The sequence below is a fragment of the Chromatium okenii genome, assembly GCF_016583745.1.
Lineage (GTDB): Bacteria > Pseudomonadota > Gammaproteobacteria > Chromatiales > Chromatiaceae > Chromatium > Chromatium okenii.
Genome location: NZ_NRRQ01000013.1, coordinates 50001 through 65111 on the forward strand (window position 1 = coordinate 50001; position 15111 = coordinate 65111).

Here is a 15111-nt window from a genome sequence, read left to right on the forward strand (position 1 = left end):
TTAATTCGCGCTCAGTATCATCGTTAGAATGATCATCAATGACTAAGACTTCAATTGCCACTTGCGGCAACTGTTCGGCAATCGAATCTAAACATGCTAGCGTGTAATCAAGTTTATTAAAAACCGGAATAATGATTGATACCAATGGCGCAGCAGCGACACCGCCCGCAATGCGCAAATTTTTTACAACTGGCGTATTATGCGTTGGCAATGATGATGTGAATTGCGGCGCTTGCGCCCAGCGCGTTTGTTCAAGCCATGCCGAATACGCTGCGGTGCCACGAAATAATGGCGCGGCACTCCGAAATGCAATACTTTTTAATTGATACCGCGCCGTCGGTGGAACCGGCAACCGTTGCCAAATAAATTGTAACCTTGTTACCAAATTTGATCGCGCCATCCGCAGCGCCCGCCCTAAACCACGCAATGGACGTGTGAATTGCCACGACCACGAGCGATAAATTTGTGCTATTTCATTTTTTAATTCAGTACGTTCAGAATGATGCTGCGCCAGCAATTCCTCGTGTTTAATGTGAAATTGCGCATTCAAATTACTCAGATGCGCCAACAATTCCTCACGTTTAACATGCGATTGCACAATTACATCATTCAATTCGGCGCGATGCTGCGCCAGCAATTCCTCACGTTTGACATGCGATTGCGCAATCACGTCATTTAATTCAGCGCGGTGATGCACCAGCAACGTGTGCATTTGATCGCGGTGGTTTGCCAACTCGCACCAAGCGCGGTCTGCATCGTTAAGTTGTTGAGAAATAACAGCATCTCGTTCCGCCAACCCGCCATGCAGCGCGACATTGGCATCGCGCAGGCGCACGAGTTGGTCAGCGAGCGGTTGATCGCTGCTTTGCCACAGCGCAAACGGGCGCGGGCGCTCGCTACGATCAATCAATAAGTCTGCTGCGAGCAGCGGAGCGCCCGGTTCCCAACGCGGAGTCGGAGTTGGGGTCGCGTTGCGCGGCATGAGATAGTCGGTTTGATAAAAAAAGTTGTTATTTTTCAATTGCAAGTTGGCAGTCGGGGCATCGGCATCGGGCTGGCGCGGACTGACAATTTGCAGCAGCCGTTCGTTAATCGCCGCCGCACTCAATCCCAGTGGCAGCAACGTTGCATCGACCCGCGTCGCCAATCGTTCAGGAAATGCGCCAAGATTGGGCGCAACTACCGGCAAATCGGCAGCAAGACAGGCGCTGAGGGTGTAACTCCATGTTTCCGGCCACTGCGCCGGAAACCACGCTAAATGCGGCGCTAAAAAATGCAGCCGCGCTGCCAATTCAGTTTCAAGATAAGCTCCGTGTATAAACAATGGAATTTCGGCGGAAGATGGCACGGGTTGTAGTGGTTCGCCGAGCAAATGAAATTCCAACGGCAATTGGCGCTGCGCGGCATCTTGTGCGCACTCCACCAATACATTTAAACCTTTAGCAATTGACAATTGACCAAGCACAATAATGCGTAATGGCTTATTAAATTCTCTTTTATTGACGGTAAAATAATTGAATTCAGTAGAAGAATTGAATTGATCATGCCCCGCAATTTGCACTTCCAGCGTTGACCACACCTGTTGCAATCGCGCCGCGGTGTCGTGGCTTGGAACCAACACTCGCGCTGCGCCGCGCAGCCAGCGCTCCTGTTCCGTCCGCCACGCCGCAATGTCCCGACTCCGCGCCAGCCGATCCATCGCCAAACAGCGATTGCACTCCACTTCCGGTGGTTGCGCGCAAAAATGACCGGCGCTGTGCATCAAGTTGATGCGCGGGCAAATGGGGAAAAAATCGTGCACAGTCAAATCGTAAGGCACGTTGAGCGCATCCAAAATCTGCTGCGCCACGTCCGCAATGCCCAGCAAATGTTGAATATGGACGCGACTGATGCGCAGCGCCCGCAGCAATGATCGCAGGCGTGGAAAATCCTGCTGGCGCTGAAAATTTAGGCTGGCATCCTCGCTGCGCCGCTGCCAGTTGAGCGTTAAACCGTCGTCACCATCCGGGCGCAACACCAGCACTTCTGCTTTAGATTCAAGCCATTGCGCCAACTCGCGGATGTGCCGGTCAACGCCGCCGCCGAGATCGTGGCTGATAAACAACAAACGCGGCAGCGGCGACTGCGCCAGTCGCTGCCAACTGACACAATTACGCAACGCTCGTGCCGGATTGTGGCGAATATGCGTCGCAACCATCAAATCGTAGGCGGGATGACGTTCGCGGACGGTGATTTGCGCCTGCGCGATGCGCTCGGCTTTTGTGGTACCAAAGCTAACGCCGCCGTGATGTTGCACAAATACGTCAGATGCCAGCCGATGTCGCCAGCCGCGATAGTGCGCCCGCAGGCTGAAATCGTTTTCTTCACCATAACCGTGCCCGAATGCGACTGCGTCAAATAGCCCAACTTGCGCCAAACAAGCGCGGCGAATGTAGGTGCAATAGCCGACTGAAGTTGGCAAATCGACGCCTGTGCCCGCGTTGACGGTCGCCAACAGCGCATCGAGCGCGGCGACAGTCCAGCCTTCTGGCAACGGATTATCTTGGCAAAACAAGGGGTAACTGCAAATCGTCGCGCCGCTATTGGCGAATGGCGTAACGGTGCCAACATCTGGCGCTTGATACGCAGCAGCGCGGAGGCGGTCGAGCCAATCGTTGGCAACTTCGGTGTCGCTATTCAGCAACACGACGTCGCGGTCGGGATGCAACGCCATGCCGCGATTGACGGAAACAACGTAGCCAGAATTTTCTTCATTTTCCAATAAAGTGAAGTGCTTATGATCAGCACGCTGGCTTAACCACTCGCGCAGCGCCGGTTCTGGACTGGCGTCATCAATCACGATCAATTCAAACGGCGTGGTGACTGGTGCGGATAAGACACTTTCGATGCAGCGTTGTGTCAGCGCAACATCGGCGTAAACTGGAATGATGACATCAATCGGCAAATTCGCAGCATTCAATTTATCGGTCGTTGCCGTTATTTGTGATTGGCTAGTTGCTAATTGACAAGCAACGATGAATTGATAGGTATCTGCGTCTGCGTTGCTCAATAAATAATCGCGCACCGGCGCAGCGAGATTATCTAATAACAGCGGTGAAAATTCGCTGTCTTCAATGGGTACGATGACGCGCTCCCAATTGCAAATTTTCCAGCCGCATTCGTTTAATAACTGCGTTAATGAATTGCGCGTGAAAAAACGCAGATGTGTGTCATCAAGCAGTCCTTCTTGACGATAGCGCCATTCACCATTCAGCAATTCTGCAAGCAGCCCGGCATGGGCGATATTCGGCACTGATAACAGCAATTGCCCTTCCGGTTTTAATAAATCACCAAGACGATTTAACAATGTTGCTGGTGCGATTAAATGTTCCAAAATATCGGCGCAAATAATGGCATCATAACGCGCCGCACCGACTAACGTTGCTGGATCGGTGTGATTCAAATCCGCAATCCACAACGACCGAAATGCTAATTGCCCAACTTGCGCTGCGGTTGGATTCAATTCAATTCCATCTACTGCGCAGCCGCATTCAGTCGCAAGATATGTTGCCAGCACACCCGGACCAGCACCTAAATCAAGCACTTCTGATCCAAAGTGAATGAAACGCGCAAGTTGAGCGAGTGAATCGTTAGCGGCTGGATTGAAATGGCGATGATAATGATGTGACATGAATGATGAACTATGAATAATTAACTGAGGCGTTCCAATGCAATCTGTAGCATTGGAATTCCCACCAAACCGGTGGTCACGCTGCTGGTGTGGGCGCGAAACAACAGTGCGTCGTGTGCCCAATGATGATGAATGTGCGCTGCCTGCACGCCTTCAGCAACGCCGATGTCAATTGAATACTCGCCCGGCGGTAAAATTGGCAGCATAAACAAAAACTTCGCTTCAAAACGTTCGCCAGCGTTGACCGCCAGCGGGTTGTCAGCGCGAGTCAAAAAAGTGTTGTCGCCAAACAACAGTTGTCCGAGCCGATCCTTGACGAAAAAGCCCACAATCACGCGCTCCATCGCAATCAACGCCTCCACCACGATCAGCAATTGCACCTGATTTCCGCCGACTGCCCAACTCAACGTTGCGCCGTGTTCATCAGTCAACGCTGCCGTGATCACTCGCGCTCCGCCGGCGCCATGCGCCGCTGCATCGGCTTGAAAATCAAAGAGTTCGATGTCGTTACGGAAGCGGCTGTGGTTGAGATAAGACAGGCGTTGGTCAATTGGCGACAAGGTCGGACGCGGCGCAACGGGCGGCGGAGGTGCTGGCGGGGTGACGGTATTAACGCCTAATTCGCGCCGCTGTTGGTCAGAAATATCAGCAAGATAGGCTTCACAAACGATTTTTGCCGTGCCTTCTTGGCGCAGCATTCCGCGCTCTAACCACAGCGCCCGGTCGCACAAATTGAGCACTGCGCTGGTATCGTGGCTAACAAACAACAATGTGCCATTTTCACGAAATGCCCGCAAAAACCGCATACATTTTTGCGTGAAAAAGCCATCACCAACGGCTAAGGCTTCATCAATAATTAAAACGTCAGCGTCTACATGCGCAATCACCGCAAATGCTAAACGCACAAACATCCCGCTGGAATAGGTTTTTACGGGTTGATCAATAAATTCGCCAATATCGGCAAACGCTAAAATTGAGGATAACCGCAATTCAATTTCAGATTCCGCTAAACCTAATAACGCAGCATTCATCCGCACATTTTCGCGTCCCGTGAATTCGGGATTAAAACCCGCTCCTAATTCTAATAATGCAGCGACACGTCCTTTGATCTGAATGGTGCCCGCTGTTGGTGTTAAGGTGCCGCAAATCATTTGTAGCAGCGTGGATTTACCAGAACCATTGCGTCCAATGATGCCAATTGTTTCACCGCGTTGCACGGTAAAAGATACATCGCGCAATGCCCAAAATTCACGAAAGAATTGCCGCCGCCCACGCCACAATGCCTGTTTTAAGCGATCCTGTGGGCGCTCATAAATTTGATAACATTTGCTTAAATGCGCGACGTGAATTGCTAATTCAGAGCACATCGGCAAATCCTCGCCGTGATTTCTGAAACCACGCAAAACCAAGCATAGCCACTAAGGTTGAAAGCAGTAACGCGAATAGCCAGTGCGGCCAATCAGGCGCACTGCCAATAATCAAGACGTTGCGCGTTTGCTCAATAAAAAAGGTGAGCGGATTGAGATATAAAAGGGTGCGGAATGTTTCTGGCAAGGCGGTGGCGGGATAAAATACGGGGCTAAGAAACATTAAAATCGTGGTCACTGAACCCATCACTTGCGCAATATCGCGTAAAAATACACCTAGTGAAGCAAGCAACCAAGATACTCCTAATGCTAATAATAGCAACGGCAGCCATATTACTAGAACTAGTGGCGTGGTGAGTGGTATAGAACCATTTGTGAATAGAGAAAATCCTAGCAATACAATAAAGCTGATTAAAGCATGAAATAACGCTGAACCTAAACTCACCCAGCACAGTAATTCCAGCGGAAAAATCACGCGCTTAACGTAATTCACATTTTGCAAAATGAGTAACGGCGCACGTTGTAAACATTCCGCAAGTAAGCCATGCACAATCATGCCAGCAAATAAATTGGTGGCGAAATACACATTGCTGTTTTCAGTAGGATCGTTATTCCAACGCGCTTGAAAAACCACGCTAAACACAAAGGTATAAATCGCCAACATCAATAATGGCGTCAACAACGACCACAATACGCCAAACACGGAACCACGATAGCGATTAGCAATGTCGCGCCGAATTAAATCACGCAATAAAACGCGCCGTCGCCAAGCCGGACTTAAAAAATCAACGGCTTGAATGAGATGCGAATAGGTGATCACAGTGGGCGAGCGGTTGGTATTACCAGCCAAAGTGCAGGGTGTCATCTTGACCCAAACCTAATCCCAACTCTTTTAAATTCGGAGCCTGACGCTGTGGAATGGGCGGTGGCGCAGTGCGCAATTGCGTTTGTTGAGAACTGGCTTGTTCTAATAAATTGATTTGATTCATAGAAAAGAGTTGGGCATAAGCAACCGGCAATGCGCCGCTGCGACGTAACATCTGCCACGCTGCTTCATCTAAACCATTGAGCGCGGCTTCATCAATGCGATAAATACCGTCCACCTGTACTAAAGTACCATTGTGTTTTGCAGTTACCGCCCAAGGTTGAATGAGATTTTCAGTTTGCAGCGCGTCCACCATGCGTTGTGTCAGCGTACGATCGTGCTCAACTCGCGCTAAAAAAGTCATGACATCGCGGACGCCCGGCGCGGGTTGTTTTTCTTCAGTAAAAAACGGTTCACCCGCACCCGCTGCGACAATTAAACCGCTGGTTTCGTCAATACATAACACCGCTTCGGTGCCGCCCTCCGGTCGCGCTAAACCAAACGGATACCCGCGTAATGCCGCCGGAATATAACTGGCTAACCAACGCCCGTCGGGCGCAACAAACAGATTGGTTTCTGCTTGCAGCGCCGTTAAAGCAACTAATTGAAAACGCTCTTCGCGTTGAATAAAACCCAGCGGCAGTGCGGGTACCAATTTTGCAATTTCAGTCACCAGCGCCGGAATAAAATGCAGATGCGCAGCAAATGAATAGCTGGTGTAGCGTTGCCAATTGTGATCTGCAAAGGCGTCGGGAGTAATGGCGGTGAGTTGTGTCATTAGCTTGTCAGTTACTGTTGATAAGGATTTGACCGATTCAAGAATTCTTGATAAGCCTCGGTATCATAGGTGTTTGGTGGCAGTTGCGTACTAAACCAAGTGAAGTTGTACGGCGAAGTAATTGCGCCTTCTGGAATTTGTACCACGCCACCAAAATTTGTACAAACGCAGCCAATTGAGCATTTTGCTTCATCACCGCCGCCACTACCATCGCGACAAAGCGGATATTGCGGTTTTTGCGTAGCGATTGTTGCACCAGAATTGAGAATACTAATTTTGCATGTTGTTTCGCCATCGCACCCGCATTCTTGCCCATCCGCATCTGCTAAACCATTATTATCTTTATCGGTTCTACAAGAAGAAGCGCCACTGGTTGCATCAATTTGGCAGACACACCCAATAGAACATTGTGGGCTATCACCGCCACCGCTGCCATCTAAACACAGTGGATATTGAATTGTTTCAACCATAATTGGCGCTCCAGGATTTAAACTATCTTGTTTACAAGAATATCCGCCATCGCTACAACCACACGCTTGTCCATCAGTATCCGCTAAACCATCGTTATTCAAATCAGTGTAATAACCTACACAGGGAGCCGATAATAACTGTTTGTGATTAACACGCATCAAATAATAGCCTGCTTTATTGAGTCCTACGCGATAGGTTTTAGATGAACTATCGACACTGGTGCTGACGCTGTTCGTGGTGTTAATCGCAAGTAACGGCTGAAGCGTTTGATCCACTTGACCAGCTTCTAGTTGTTGCGCAGTGATTTGATCATAAATTTCAACAAACCAGTCACCAGTGCCACACACTTCTTTAGCACAGAATGTCAGCGTAATGATTTCATTGCCAGGTGAATTGTAAACAAACCAGTCATTTTCACCCTGCGCCCAAGTATAGGAACTGCTTGTCCCGGTACCAGGTACGACTTCATTAAAAGTTAAATTGATTAACCCGTACATGGTGACGCCAGTGGCTAATGGATTGGATTGGCTTGGAATGTTATTCGGTTCAATTTCTGCATCAGCCATTCCGACCAGCGGTTGCGCAGTCTCTAACCCACTGTCTTGCAATAAAGCTGATAAATAATAAGGGGAAAAATTTTGCGTTCCGGGTGTTGGCTGCACGGCAATATAATAAGTACCGACTAAACCTAAAGTCACGCGATAGGTCATCGCTTCATCTGTGGTTGTAGTCGGAACGCTACCTGTAATGGCAGTATCAAAATTAGCAAAAACAGTGCCCGCTGCATCTCGAACTGTGATTTTCCAACCTGACAGTGCGCCACCAGGTACTTTAAAGTTCAAAAGCAAATTTTGATTAGCAAGCGTCGTTTCGGTATAAAACCAATCTTGATCTTCCACGCCATAACTTTGACCCCAGAAATTGGCATCTAATACCAACGCATCTGCTGCAATCATGTTGTCATTCGGTTCAGTTTCGCCATAAACAGGATCAGGTAAACATGAGGCCAGCGTGATATTGCAACTTTGCGGATCTGCGAAACATTGCGCGATACCTTGCGCAGTGCCGGTTGTCGTCCCTTCACCAAGACCACGAGCGTAACCAGCGGCATCGCCCGCAATGCGACCATCTTCAAAACTTGCCTGCCGATCTGCTAAACAGGGATCAGTATTGCCGGGATAATCGCCCATGGTGAATTGCGCATTGGCTAACGTGACAGAACATAAAAAAACAAGACCGAGACCGATATGAATGAGCGTTTTCATCGACTTTCCCCGCGAAAGACTCCGCCGTAGTGCCGTCCATGCGGACGACTGATGATGTGTGGTTAAACGAGTACGCACGTTACTCCCGGCAAAGTGTAGCTGAATTGCCAGTGCGATCAAATCCAATCTGTATGAATTCCGCCATCAACTTGTTGTGAAAAATGCGAAATCGCACTGGCAACCTATATCTGCGCCACATGCTGCCGCAAGCTGTCTCCTTGCAGCAACAGCGGCAACCGAGTGCATCACAGCGCCAGCGTTAATCCTCCCACCAACAGCCCCGGCACCAGCGCACTGTCAGTCGAACGCCCGTCATACGTCTCCGCCGACAGCAGCAACTCCCGTTCACAGGTCACGCCTTCCAGCCGGTCGCCGAGCAGGTGAAATAGGCTGTCATCAAAACGCATCACCTTGATTGGACACACGATTTCACCATTTTCGACCCAATAACTGCCAAACCGCGTCATGCCCGTCACGCGGCACTCGTTTGGATCCGACCAATTGCAATACCACAGATTGCCGACATACAGCCCGGTGCCCAGCCGCGCCAGCACCTCCGCTTCCGGCATATCGCCCGCAGCCAGCGCCAGCGCCTCCGGCGTATCGCCCGCCGCATTCACCGCCACGCCATATTCCTTGCCGCTGCGGGCATCCACCAAACACTCGCCAAACTGCCCCGCCGCCAACAGCGTCACCGCGTCCGGCTTCATAAAACCTTCGGCCGTAAATCCCGCCGCCAACCCGCGCTGATGCTCCTCGCGCAGCGTGATCTGCGGCGCAAACTGCCGCGTCCCGCGCACCAATTGCAGCAACGGCGTTTGCTGGGTGCGATGATTTTTGAGATCAAAACCGCCCCAACTCAGCATGTGCAGCAACTCGTTCACCGCCGCTGGTGCCAGATATGCCCGATAACGCCCCGGCTCCAGCGTCCGCGCCGGACGCGCCATGATCCGCAAACCGTGTCGCAGCGCCTCTAACCGCTGGAGCAGCGCCGCACCATCCCACTGTAAACCGGCGAGACTGGCTTTCACCGCCTTATCCGTTTCCAGATAACAGCTCCAGTCCAAGTTAAAGCTATGGCTCTGATGCCAGTGACGATGACCGAGCGAACTCGCCAGCCCCGTGCTGAGATCGCCGCTCGCCCAAATGCCCACCACATCCAGCCCATCGGCTGCCGCAATCAGCGTCGCCAACAACTCCGCTGCGGCTGGCAACTGCGCACCCACGAAGCGGGAGCTGGCGCTCGCCGTCGTCGCGTAATGGAGATACGGATCGGGCGGCATCTCCACCAACCGCTCCCGCAGCCGCGCCAGCACCTGCCGCACCTGCGCCAGATCGGTTTTCATCTCGCCGCTGAGAACGCAATGCCCTTCCACTTGGCGCGAGCCGTCAGTCAGCATCACCCCCAATTCACTGCTCTGCACATGCCCAGCTTGGCGAATGCGATTGCGGTTGAGGCGCACAAAATCCGACGCCTCGCCGTTGAGCGTGCAAAACAGCACTTCGCTCCCGCTCAAGCTGGCGTTGAGCCGGTCAGTCAATGCAAAAAAACCGTCTTGATTCACGCGCCACCTCCAAACACTGCCACATCTCGAAATAAGCACGGTGGCGAGGCGTGGCCGACCGACACCGCTTGATTGGGTTCACCTTTGCCGCAGTTGGTAACGCCGCGAATTTCCAGCGTTTCCGGGCCGCCCACGCCGTCGAGACTGCGCCAAAATTCTGCCGAAATGCCGCGATAACCCGGATTGCGCACCACGCCGCGCAGCTCGCCGTCTTCAATCAAGCGTCCCCACTCGCAGCCGAATTGGAATTTATTGCGGCTGTCGTCAATCGACCATGAGCGATTGGTGTCCATCAACACGCCGCGTTCGACTCGTGCAATCAGGTCAGCCAAGCTGCCTTCACCGGGTTCCAGATTGATATTGCCCATGCGGTCAATCGGCGGACGGTTCCAACTGCTGGCGCGGGTCGCGGCAGTACCGGGTAAACCAGCGCGGGCTTGCGATAACGCGCCACCGAGCGGGCGCTCCAAAATGCCGCGTCGAATTAAATACTCGCGCCGCGCCGGAGTGCCCACGTCATCAGCAACCATCGACACCAATTCGCCGGGCACGGTCGGATCAAAGGTCACATCAAGCAGTTCGGAGCCGTAACGGTAGCGCCCAAACATGCCGGGAGTGACAAAACTGGTGCCGGCATAATTGCGCTCGTCGCCGAGGATGCGATCCAACTCCAGCGGATGACCGATGCTTTCGTGGATTTGCAGCACCATCTGACTGGGTAGCAGCAGCAGATCGCGGGTGGCGGTCGGACATTCCGGCGCGGTGAGCAGCGCCAGCGCTTCCTCGGCGACTCGCGGCGCGTCGTCCACAAAATGCACGGCAGCGAGGCGCTCCAAACCGCCCTGCTGCGCCCAATCCGCGCCGCCACCGTGTCGGCGTTGGGTTTGGCTGCCGGCGTTGGCGACGGCGACCAGCCCCGGCTGCACCGATTCAAACACCTGTGCAATGCGCCCGCCGTCGCTGGTGAGGAGCAAGTGGGCGCTGCGCTGGCGCGTCAACCACGCTGACCAATCGACAATGCGCTCATCAAGTGCCAGCGCGTGATTGGCGTCGCGCAGCAGCGCCAGCTTGTCGGTGATGGTGAGCGCCTTCCACGATTCCAGCACCGGGGCGTGATAGTCGGCGCGAGTGCTGCTGCGCGGATGCACGCTGGCATCAAACAGACCGAGCCGGGCATGAGCCTGCGCCCACGCGATGGCGCGAGCGACGGCGGCTGCCAATCCGCTCACGCTTAAATCGGAAGTGGCGGCATAGCCGATGCCGCCGCTTTTGACGATTGTCACCATCGCGCCGAGGGAACTGGCTAGGGTGCTGGGTTCAACAATGCCTTGGCGCACTTCGAGATGATCGCTGTCTTGGGCAACCAGGCGCAGCGTCCAATAGTCACAAGCGGGTGCCTGCGCTAAAAAACGATCAGCATATTCAGTGAGTTGTTCCATAGTAGCGGTGAACAAATGGAGAAAATTGATAGAAAAGTAGACCACACTTTTGTGGATACGGTTCCACATTGAAGTCGGCGATGAGGCGCGGGCAAAAAAGCGCAATAGCATAATCTAAAGCGCAGTTTTTTCCCTTGTAATCCATCAGTGATCCAGTTAAAAACTGGTGCGATTCAACGAAATGATATGGCAGACCAGCGTTGATGCGCTGCTACTGCCAAGACCAAAGGAGGGGGGTTGTGAGTCAATTGCGAGTGATTGCATTGGAATCCGTGCGCGCTGCTTGCCAAGGCTGCCTCTTGGCGCATTGCTGTTTACCGGAGGGATTGGTGCTGGAGGAGATCGTGCGTTTGGATGAAATTGCAAAACGCACCCGCTTGTTGCATCGCGGTGATTATTTATTTCAAACGGGTGATCGGTTTCGGGCGCTGTATATCGTGAAAACGGGAGTGGTGAAGCGGTTTGCGGCCAGCACGGCGGGTGAACAAGTGGTGGGATTTCATTTGCCGGGCGATGTGTTGGGTTTTGATGGCATCAATCACCAGCGCCACGATTGTTCAACGATGGCGTTGGAAACGGCGGCGCTGTGTGAAATTCCATTTGCGCGGCTGGAGGTGCTGGCGCGGGAGGTGCCGCGTTTGCAACATCAAATTTATTGCGTGTTGAGTCGCGTCATTAGCGGTGAAACGGAGATGTTGCTGCTGCTGGGAAAAAAGAATGCGGAAGAGCGGTTGGCGGTGTTTTTGGTCAATTTGTCGCAGCGGTTGCAACGGCGCGGGCTGTCACCGTCGGATTTTTATCTCAGCATGTCGCGCCATGACATCGGCAGTTATTTGGGATTGGCGGTAGAAACGATCAGTCGGTTGTTGATGCGTTTTCAGGAAGATCGGTTGCTGCGGGTGGAGCGCAAACATATTCAACTGCTGAATTTGCCGGCGTTGACTGCGTTGGGACACGGGACGGGAGCGACCCGCCGTCAGCAGCACCAACGCTGAGTGTGGCGGCAGGCGTGAATCATTCCGCTAACTCGTCGAAATCAGGATCATCAAGGAGCTCACGCAGCCGTTTGAGTTCGCGCATGTGTTCGATGCGGCGGCGAATGTCCAAACTGGCGGTTTGATTGCGTGATTCTTGAGAAGTAAGCGGGGGGATGCGCTCAACCGCATCCGCTGCCCCATAGCCGTTATCGGTGTCCAACATCACGCGCTGCCTCAGCGGTAGGTTACAGGGAAAACAATAGAGGCGGGCGTATAGCAGAAATCACGGCGAAATAAAAGTGCTTTTTCAGTTGGACGAGTTGTTGTTTGCAGACACCAAAACGCCGCTATAACAGCGGCGTTTTAAGAACGATCTGCGGGTTAAATCGTTAAATGTACAGGCAAATATCGCTCTCGCCGGCGAATTCAAAGAACGCAGCCGCGCCAGCGTATTCCACGCCGTCAATGAAGTTGCTTTTGTCCATATCGAACAAATCCACCGTCATCTGGCAAGCGACCAACTTCACCTCAGCTTCCTGACACAGTTCGCGCAGCATTTCCAAGCTGGCGACGCCCTTGTCTTTCATCTTCTTTTTCATCATCGCCGTCATCATGGCCTGCATTCCCGGCAGCGCCAGCCCGAGCACCGGAAACCATTTGTCCATGCCCAGCGGCATAGGCATTCCCGGATTGCCCAACGGCGTGACCTCCAGTGCCAAATCCTTCTTCAGCAATTGCAGCCCATAAAAGGTGCAAAAAATCTGCACTTCATAGCCCAGCGCTGCGGCGGTAGATGCCAAGATAAACGGGGGATAAGCCCAATCGAGTGAGCCTTTGGTGGCGATAATCGCTAATTTTTTCGGTTCCATCGTGTCCGCCTCGCAGTCATGCAAACGTGGTTGATTGCCGTCAGCCTGACGCTGCGCTTAGGATTTTCTAATCAAGAAATGGAACTTGCCGCCTTCTTCTTTTGATTCCATCAATTCATTGCCGGTCTGCTTGGCGAAGGCATCAAAATCCTTCACCGAGCCGGGATCAGTCGCCACGATATGCAGCACCTGACCGCTGGCCATTGCATTCAAGGTCTTTTTTGCCCGCAAAATCGGCAGGGGACAATTAAGGCCGCTTGCGTCGAGTTCTTGATCGAAATCCGCCATTAGGTCGCTCCAAATTGAAAAGAATGATTGCTTGACCGTAAAGGGCGGAGTTTATAGGCGAAATGTACCAAAAAGGCAAGAGAACGCCGCTAATATGTCACTCCAGCGCCGTTTTAAGCCGTTTGATGTGCTATGCTTTCGCCCCTTTTCACAACCATCTTTTTTCACTCACAAAACGATACCGCTTATGTCTAAAGACGACGTGATTCAAATGGAAGGAACGGTCACTGAGACCTTGCCCAACACCGTGTTCCGCGTAGAACTCGAAAATGGTCACACCGTGACCGCGCACATTTCCGGCAAGATGCGCAAGCACTACATCCGCATTCTGACCGGCGACAAAGTGACCGTAGAACTGACGCCCTACGATCTCACCAAAGGTCGCATCGTTTACCGCGCCCGCTGACGCCGTTCAGCGTCCCCACAACACCTGATCGACATACTGCTTCACCTTGCGATGCCCCGGCGTATCAATGGTGGTGAATTGCAAGTTGGTGCGATAACTGTTTTGACCGCCCCGCGTCCGCAACACTCGTGCGTAAACCTCCAGCGCCGACTCTGCACCCAAATCCGGCAGCAACGACATGAGAATCTCTGAATATGGCGGCAGAATCAGCGGCAAATCCGCGCTCATGCCCTCATAACTCAGGTCGTTGACCTTGCCGACAAATCGCTCTGTGAGCACTTTTTTAGCCTCAACTTTGCGGAATACGATGGGAAAATCGACCGCAATACGCGGCGATTTGCGCACCTCAATTTCTGGCACCGATAAGAAGCGCGGCGTGGTAATTGATTTCAATTCATACAACGTGACTGGATTGGTTTTTCCTTTCACAAATACATCATTCACCGCGCCAATTTCAATGACTTCTTTTGCGCGTTGATAACTCGCTTCGCTAATTAACACCTGCCCGCGCAAACTATAGCCTTCAATCCGCGCTGCTAAGTTCACCGGATCGCCAATCACCGTGTATTCACTGTAAATGGTGGAGCCAAAACTTCCCGCCATCACTTCGCCAGTGTTAATGCCAATGCCCGCATAAATTTGCGGCTCATCGCGTTCACCACTCTGCCAATTCATTTCCGCAATGGCTTGCTGCATATTCACTGCACAGGTCAGCGCCCGCAATAAATCTTCAGGATGTGGCTGGGGCACGCCGAATAGTGCCATTACTGAATCACCCATGAATTTATCAACCACGCCGCCATGTCGCGCTACCAATTGCGCCATTAAGCCATAAAAGCGATTGAGGACGGCAATCATCTTGGTTGTTGGCAAGGATTCCATCAGCGCAGTGAATCCGCGCAAATCCACAATTAAAATGGTGACTTCGGTGCAGATCACAGGCTGCGCCTCCAATAAAAAATCATTTAAAGGAGTGGTTAAGCGTTCGCGCAAGGTGTGCTCAAGTTGCGCAGTTAATGGCGCATCATAAAGGGTATTGACTACTTGGGTGACGCCGGTAAAAAGGTGTTCTCGTTCTCGATGCTGCATGGTGGCTGCTAAACTCCATTGCAATACAAATTGACAATTTTCATAGCTGTTAATCACGCATT

The 15111-nt window shown here is 52.2% G+C and carries 13 protein-coding genes (1 of these 13 cut by a window edge); 2 read left to right on the forward strand and 11 right to left on the reverse strand.

What is annotated here, in order from left to right; genetic code table 11:
- The 7 genes from CKO12_RS06920 to CKO12_RS06950 form a co-directional block, all read right to left on the reverse strand.
- On the reverse strand, positions 1 to 3670 hold the 5' portion of the coding sequence (locus CKO12_RS06920; RefSeq protein ID WP_200154011.1) for a glycosyltransferase. The gene continues 1757 nt to the left of window position 1, outside the view; only the first 3670 of its 5427 coding nucleotides appear in the window; the start codon lies at positions 3668 to 3670; its stop codon lies off the left edge, out of view.
- Positions 3671 to 3690: 20 nt separating this feature from the next.
- Positions 3691 to 5037, reverse strand: coding sequence for an ABC transporter ATP-binding protein (locus CKO12_RS06925; RefSeq protein ID WP_200154012.1), 1347 nt, complete (start codon positions 5035 to 5037; stop codon positions 3691 to 3693).
- Positions 5027 to 5902, reverse strand: a complete 876-nt coding sequence (locus CKO12_RS06930; RefSeq protein ID WP_200154013.1) for an ABC transporter permease — start codon at positions 5900 to 5902, stop codon at positions 5027 to 5029. The genes CKO12_RS06925 and CKO12_RS06930 overlap by 11 nt, the downstream gene beginning before the upstream one ends.
- Positions 5877 to 6680, reverse strand: coding sequence for a SapC family protein (locus tag CKO12_RS06935; RefSeq protein WP_200154014.1), 804 nt, complete (start codon positions 6678 to 6680; stop codon positions 5877 to 5879). The genes CKO12_RS06930 and CKO12_RS06935 overlap by 26 nt, the downstream gene beginning before the upstream one ends.
- Positions 6681 to 6691: 11 nt before the next feature.
- Positions 6692 to 8416: a hypothetical protein gene (locus CKO12_RS06940; protein WP_200154015.1), complete on the reverse strand. Its 1725-nt coding sequence runs from the start codon at positions 8414 to 8416 to the stop codon at positions 6692 to 6694.
- A gap of 245 nt (positions 8417 to 8661) precedes the next feature.
- A complete protein-coding gene (locus CKO12_RS06945; RefSeq protein ID WP_200154016.1) occupies positions 8662 to 9981 on the reverse strand; it encodes a metallopeptidase TldD-related protein in 1320 nt (439 codons plus the stop codon).
- Positions 9978 to 11420, reverse strand: a complete 1443-nt coding sequence (locus tag CKO12_RS06950) for a TldD/PmbA family protein (RefSeq protein ID WP_200154017.1) — start codon at positions 11418 to 11420, stop codon at positions 9978 to 9980. The genes CKO12_RS06945 and CKO12_RS06950 overlap by 4 nt, the downstream gene beginning before the upstream one ends.
- Positions 11421 to 11659: 239 nt before the next feature.
- Between CKO12_RS06950 and fnr the strand changes: the two genes are divergently transcribed.
- Positions 11660 to 12415 (forward strand): fumarate/nitrate reduction transcriptional regulator Fnr, encoded by a 756-nt coding sequence (gene fnr / locus CKO12_RS06955; protein ID WP_200154018.1) that lies wholly within the window; start codon positions 11660 to 11662, stop codon positions 12413 to 12415.
- Between the two features lie 19 nt (positions 12416 to 12434).
- Here fnr and CKO12_RS06960 read toward each other — a convergent pair whose 3' ends face one another.
- From CKO12_RS06960 to CKO12_RS06970, 3 genes are all read right to left on the reverse strand, one after another.
- Entirely contained in the window at positions 12435 to 12620 is a 186-nt protein-coding gene (locus CKO12_RS06960) for a PA3496 family putative envelope integrity protein (protein ID WP_200154019.1), read from the reverse strand.
- A gap of 166 nt (positions 12621 to 12786) precedes the next feature.
- Positions 12787 to 13266: a sulfur carrier protein DsrE2 gene (gene dsrE2 / locus CKO12_RS06965; protein ID WP_200154020.1), complete on the reverse strand. Its 480-nt coding sequence runs from the start codon at positions 13264 to 13266 to the stop codon at positions 12787 to 12789.
- 57 nt (positions 13267 to 13323) lie between these two features.
- A complete protein-coding gene (locus CKO12_RS06970; RefSeq protein WP_200154021.1) occupies positions 13324 to 13554 on the reverse strand; it encodes a sulfurtransferase TusA family protein in 231 nt (76 codons plus the stop codon).
- A gap of 187 nt (positions 13555 to 13741) precedes the next feature.
- On the opposite strand from CKO12_RS06970, the gene infA reads away from it, so the two are divergent.
- Complete coding sequence (gene infA, locus CKO12_RS06975) at positions 13742 to 13960, forward strand: translation initiation factor IF-1 (RefSeq protein ID WP_007193303.1); 219 nt, start codon at positions 13742 to 13744, stop codon at positions 13958 to 13960.
- 6 nt (positions 13961 to 13966) lie between these two features.
- On the opposite strand, the gene CKO12_RS06980 is transcribed toward infA, so the two are convergent.
- Complete coding sequence (locus CKO12_RS06980) at positions 13967 to 15049, reverse strand: adenylate/guanylate cyclase domain-containing protein (protein WP_200154022.1); 1083 nt, start codon at positions 15047 to 15049, stop codon at positions 13967 to 13969.
- Positions 15050 to 15111: the final 62 nt, after the last annotated feature.

Bases quoted from the DNA above. Each gene is read 5' to 3' on its own strand.
- CKO12_RS06925 (WP_200154012.1), bottom strand. From the start codon at position 5,037: ATGTGCTCTGAATTAGCAATTCACGTCGCGCATTTAAGCAAATGTTAT.
- CKO12_RS06930 (WP_200154013.1), bottom strand. From the start codon at position 5,902: ATGACACCCTGCACTTTGGCTGGTAATACCAACCGCTCGCCCACTGTG.
- CKO12_RS06935 (WP_200154014.1), bottom strand. From the start codon at position 6,680: ATGACACAACTCACCGCCATTACTCCCGACGCCTTTGCAGATCACAAT.
- CKO12_RS06940 (WP_200154015.1), bottom strand. From the start codon at position 8,416: ATGAAAACGCTCATTCATATCGGTCTCGGTCTTGTTTTTTTATGTTCT.
- CKO12_RS06950 (WP_200154017.1), bottom strand. From the start codon at position 11,420: ATGGAACAACTCACTGAATATGCTGATCGTTTTTTAGCGCAGGCACCC.
- CKO12_RS06960 (WP_200154019.1), bottom strand. From the start codon at position 12,620: ATGTTGGACACCGATAACGGCTATGGGGCAGCGGATGCGGTTGAGCGC.
- dsrE2 (WP_200154020.1), bottom strand. From the start codon at position 13,266: ATGGAACCGAAAAAATTAGCGATTATCGCCACCAAAGGCTCACTCGAT.
- CKO12_RS06970 (WP_200154021.1), bottom strand. From the start codon at position 13,554: ATGGCGGATTTCGATCAAGAACTCGACGCAAGCGGCCTTAATTGTCCC.
- infA (WP_007193303.1), top strand. From the start codon at position 13,742: ATGTCTAAAGACGACGTGATTCAAATGGAAGGAACGGTCACTGAGACC.
- CKO12_RS06980 (WP_200154022.1), bottom strand. From the start codon at position 15,049: ATGCAGCATCGAGAACGAGAACACCTTTTTACCGGCGTCACCCAAGTA.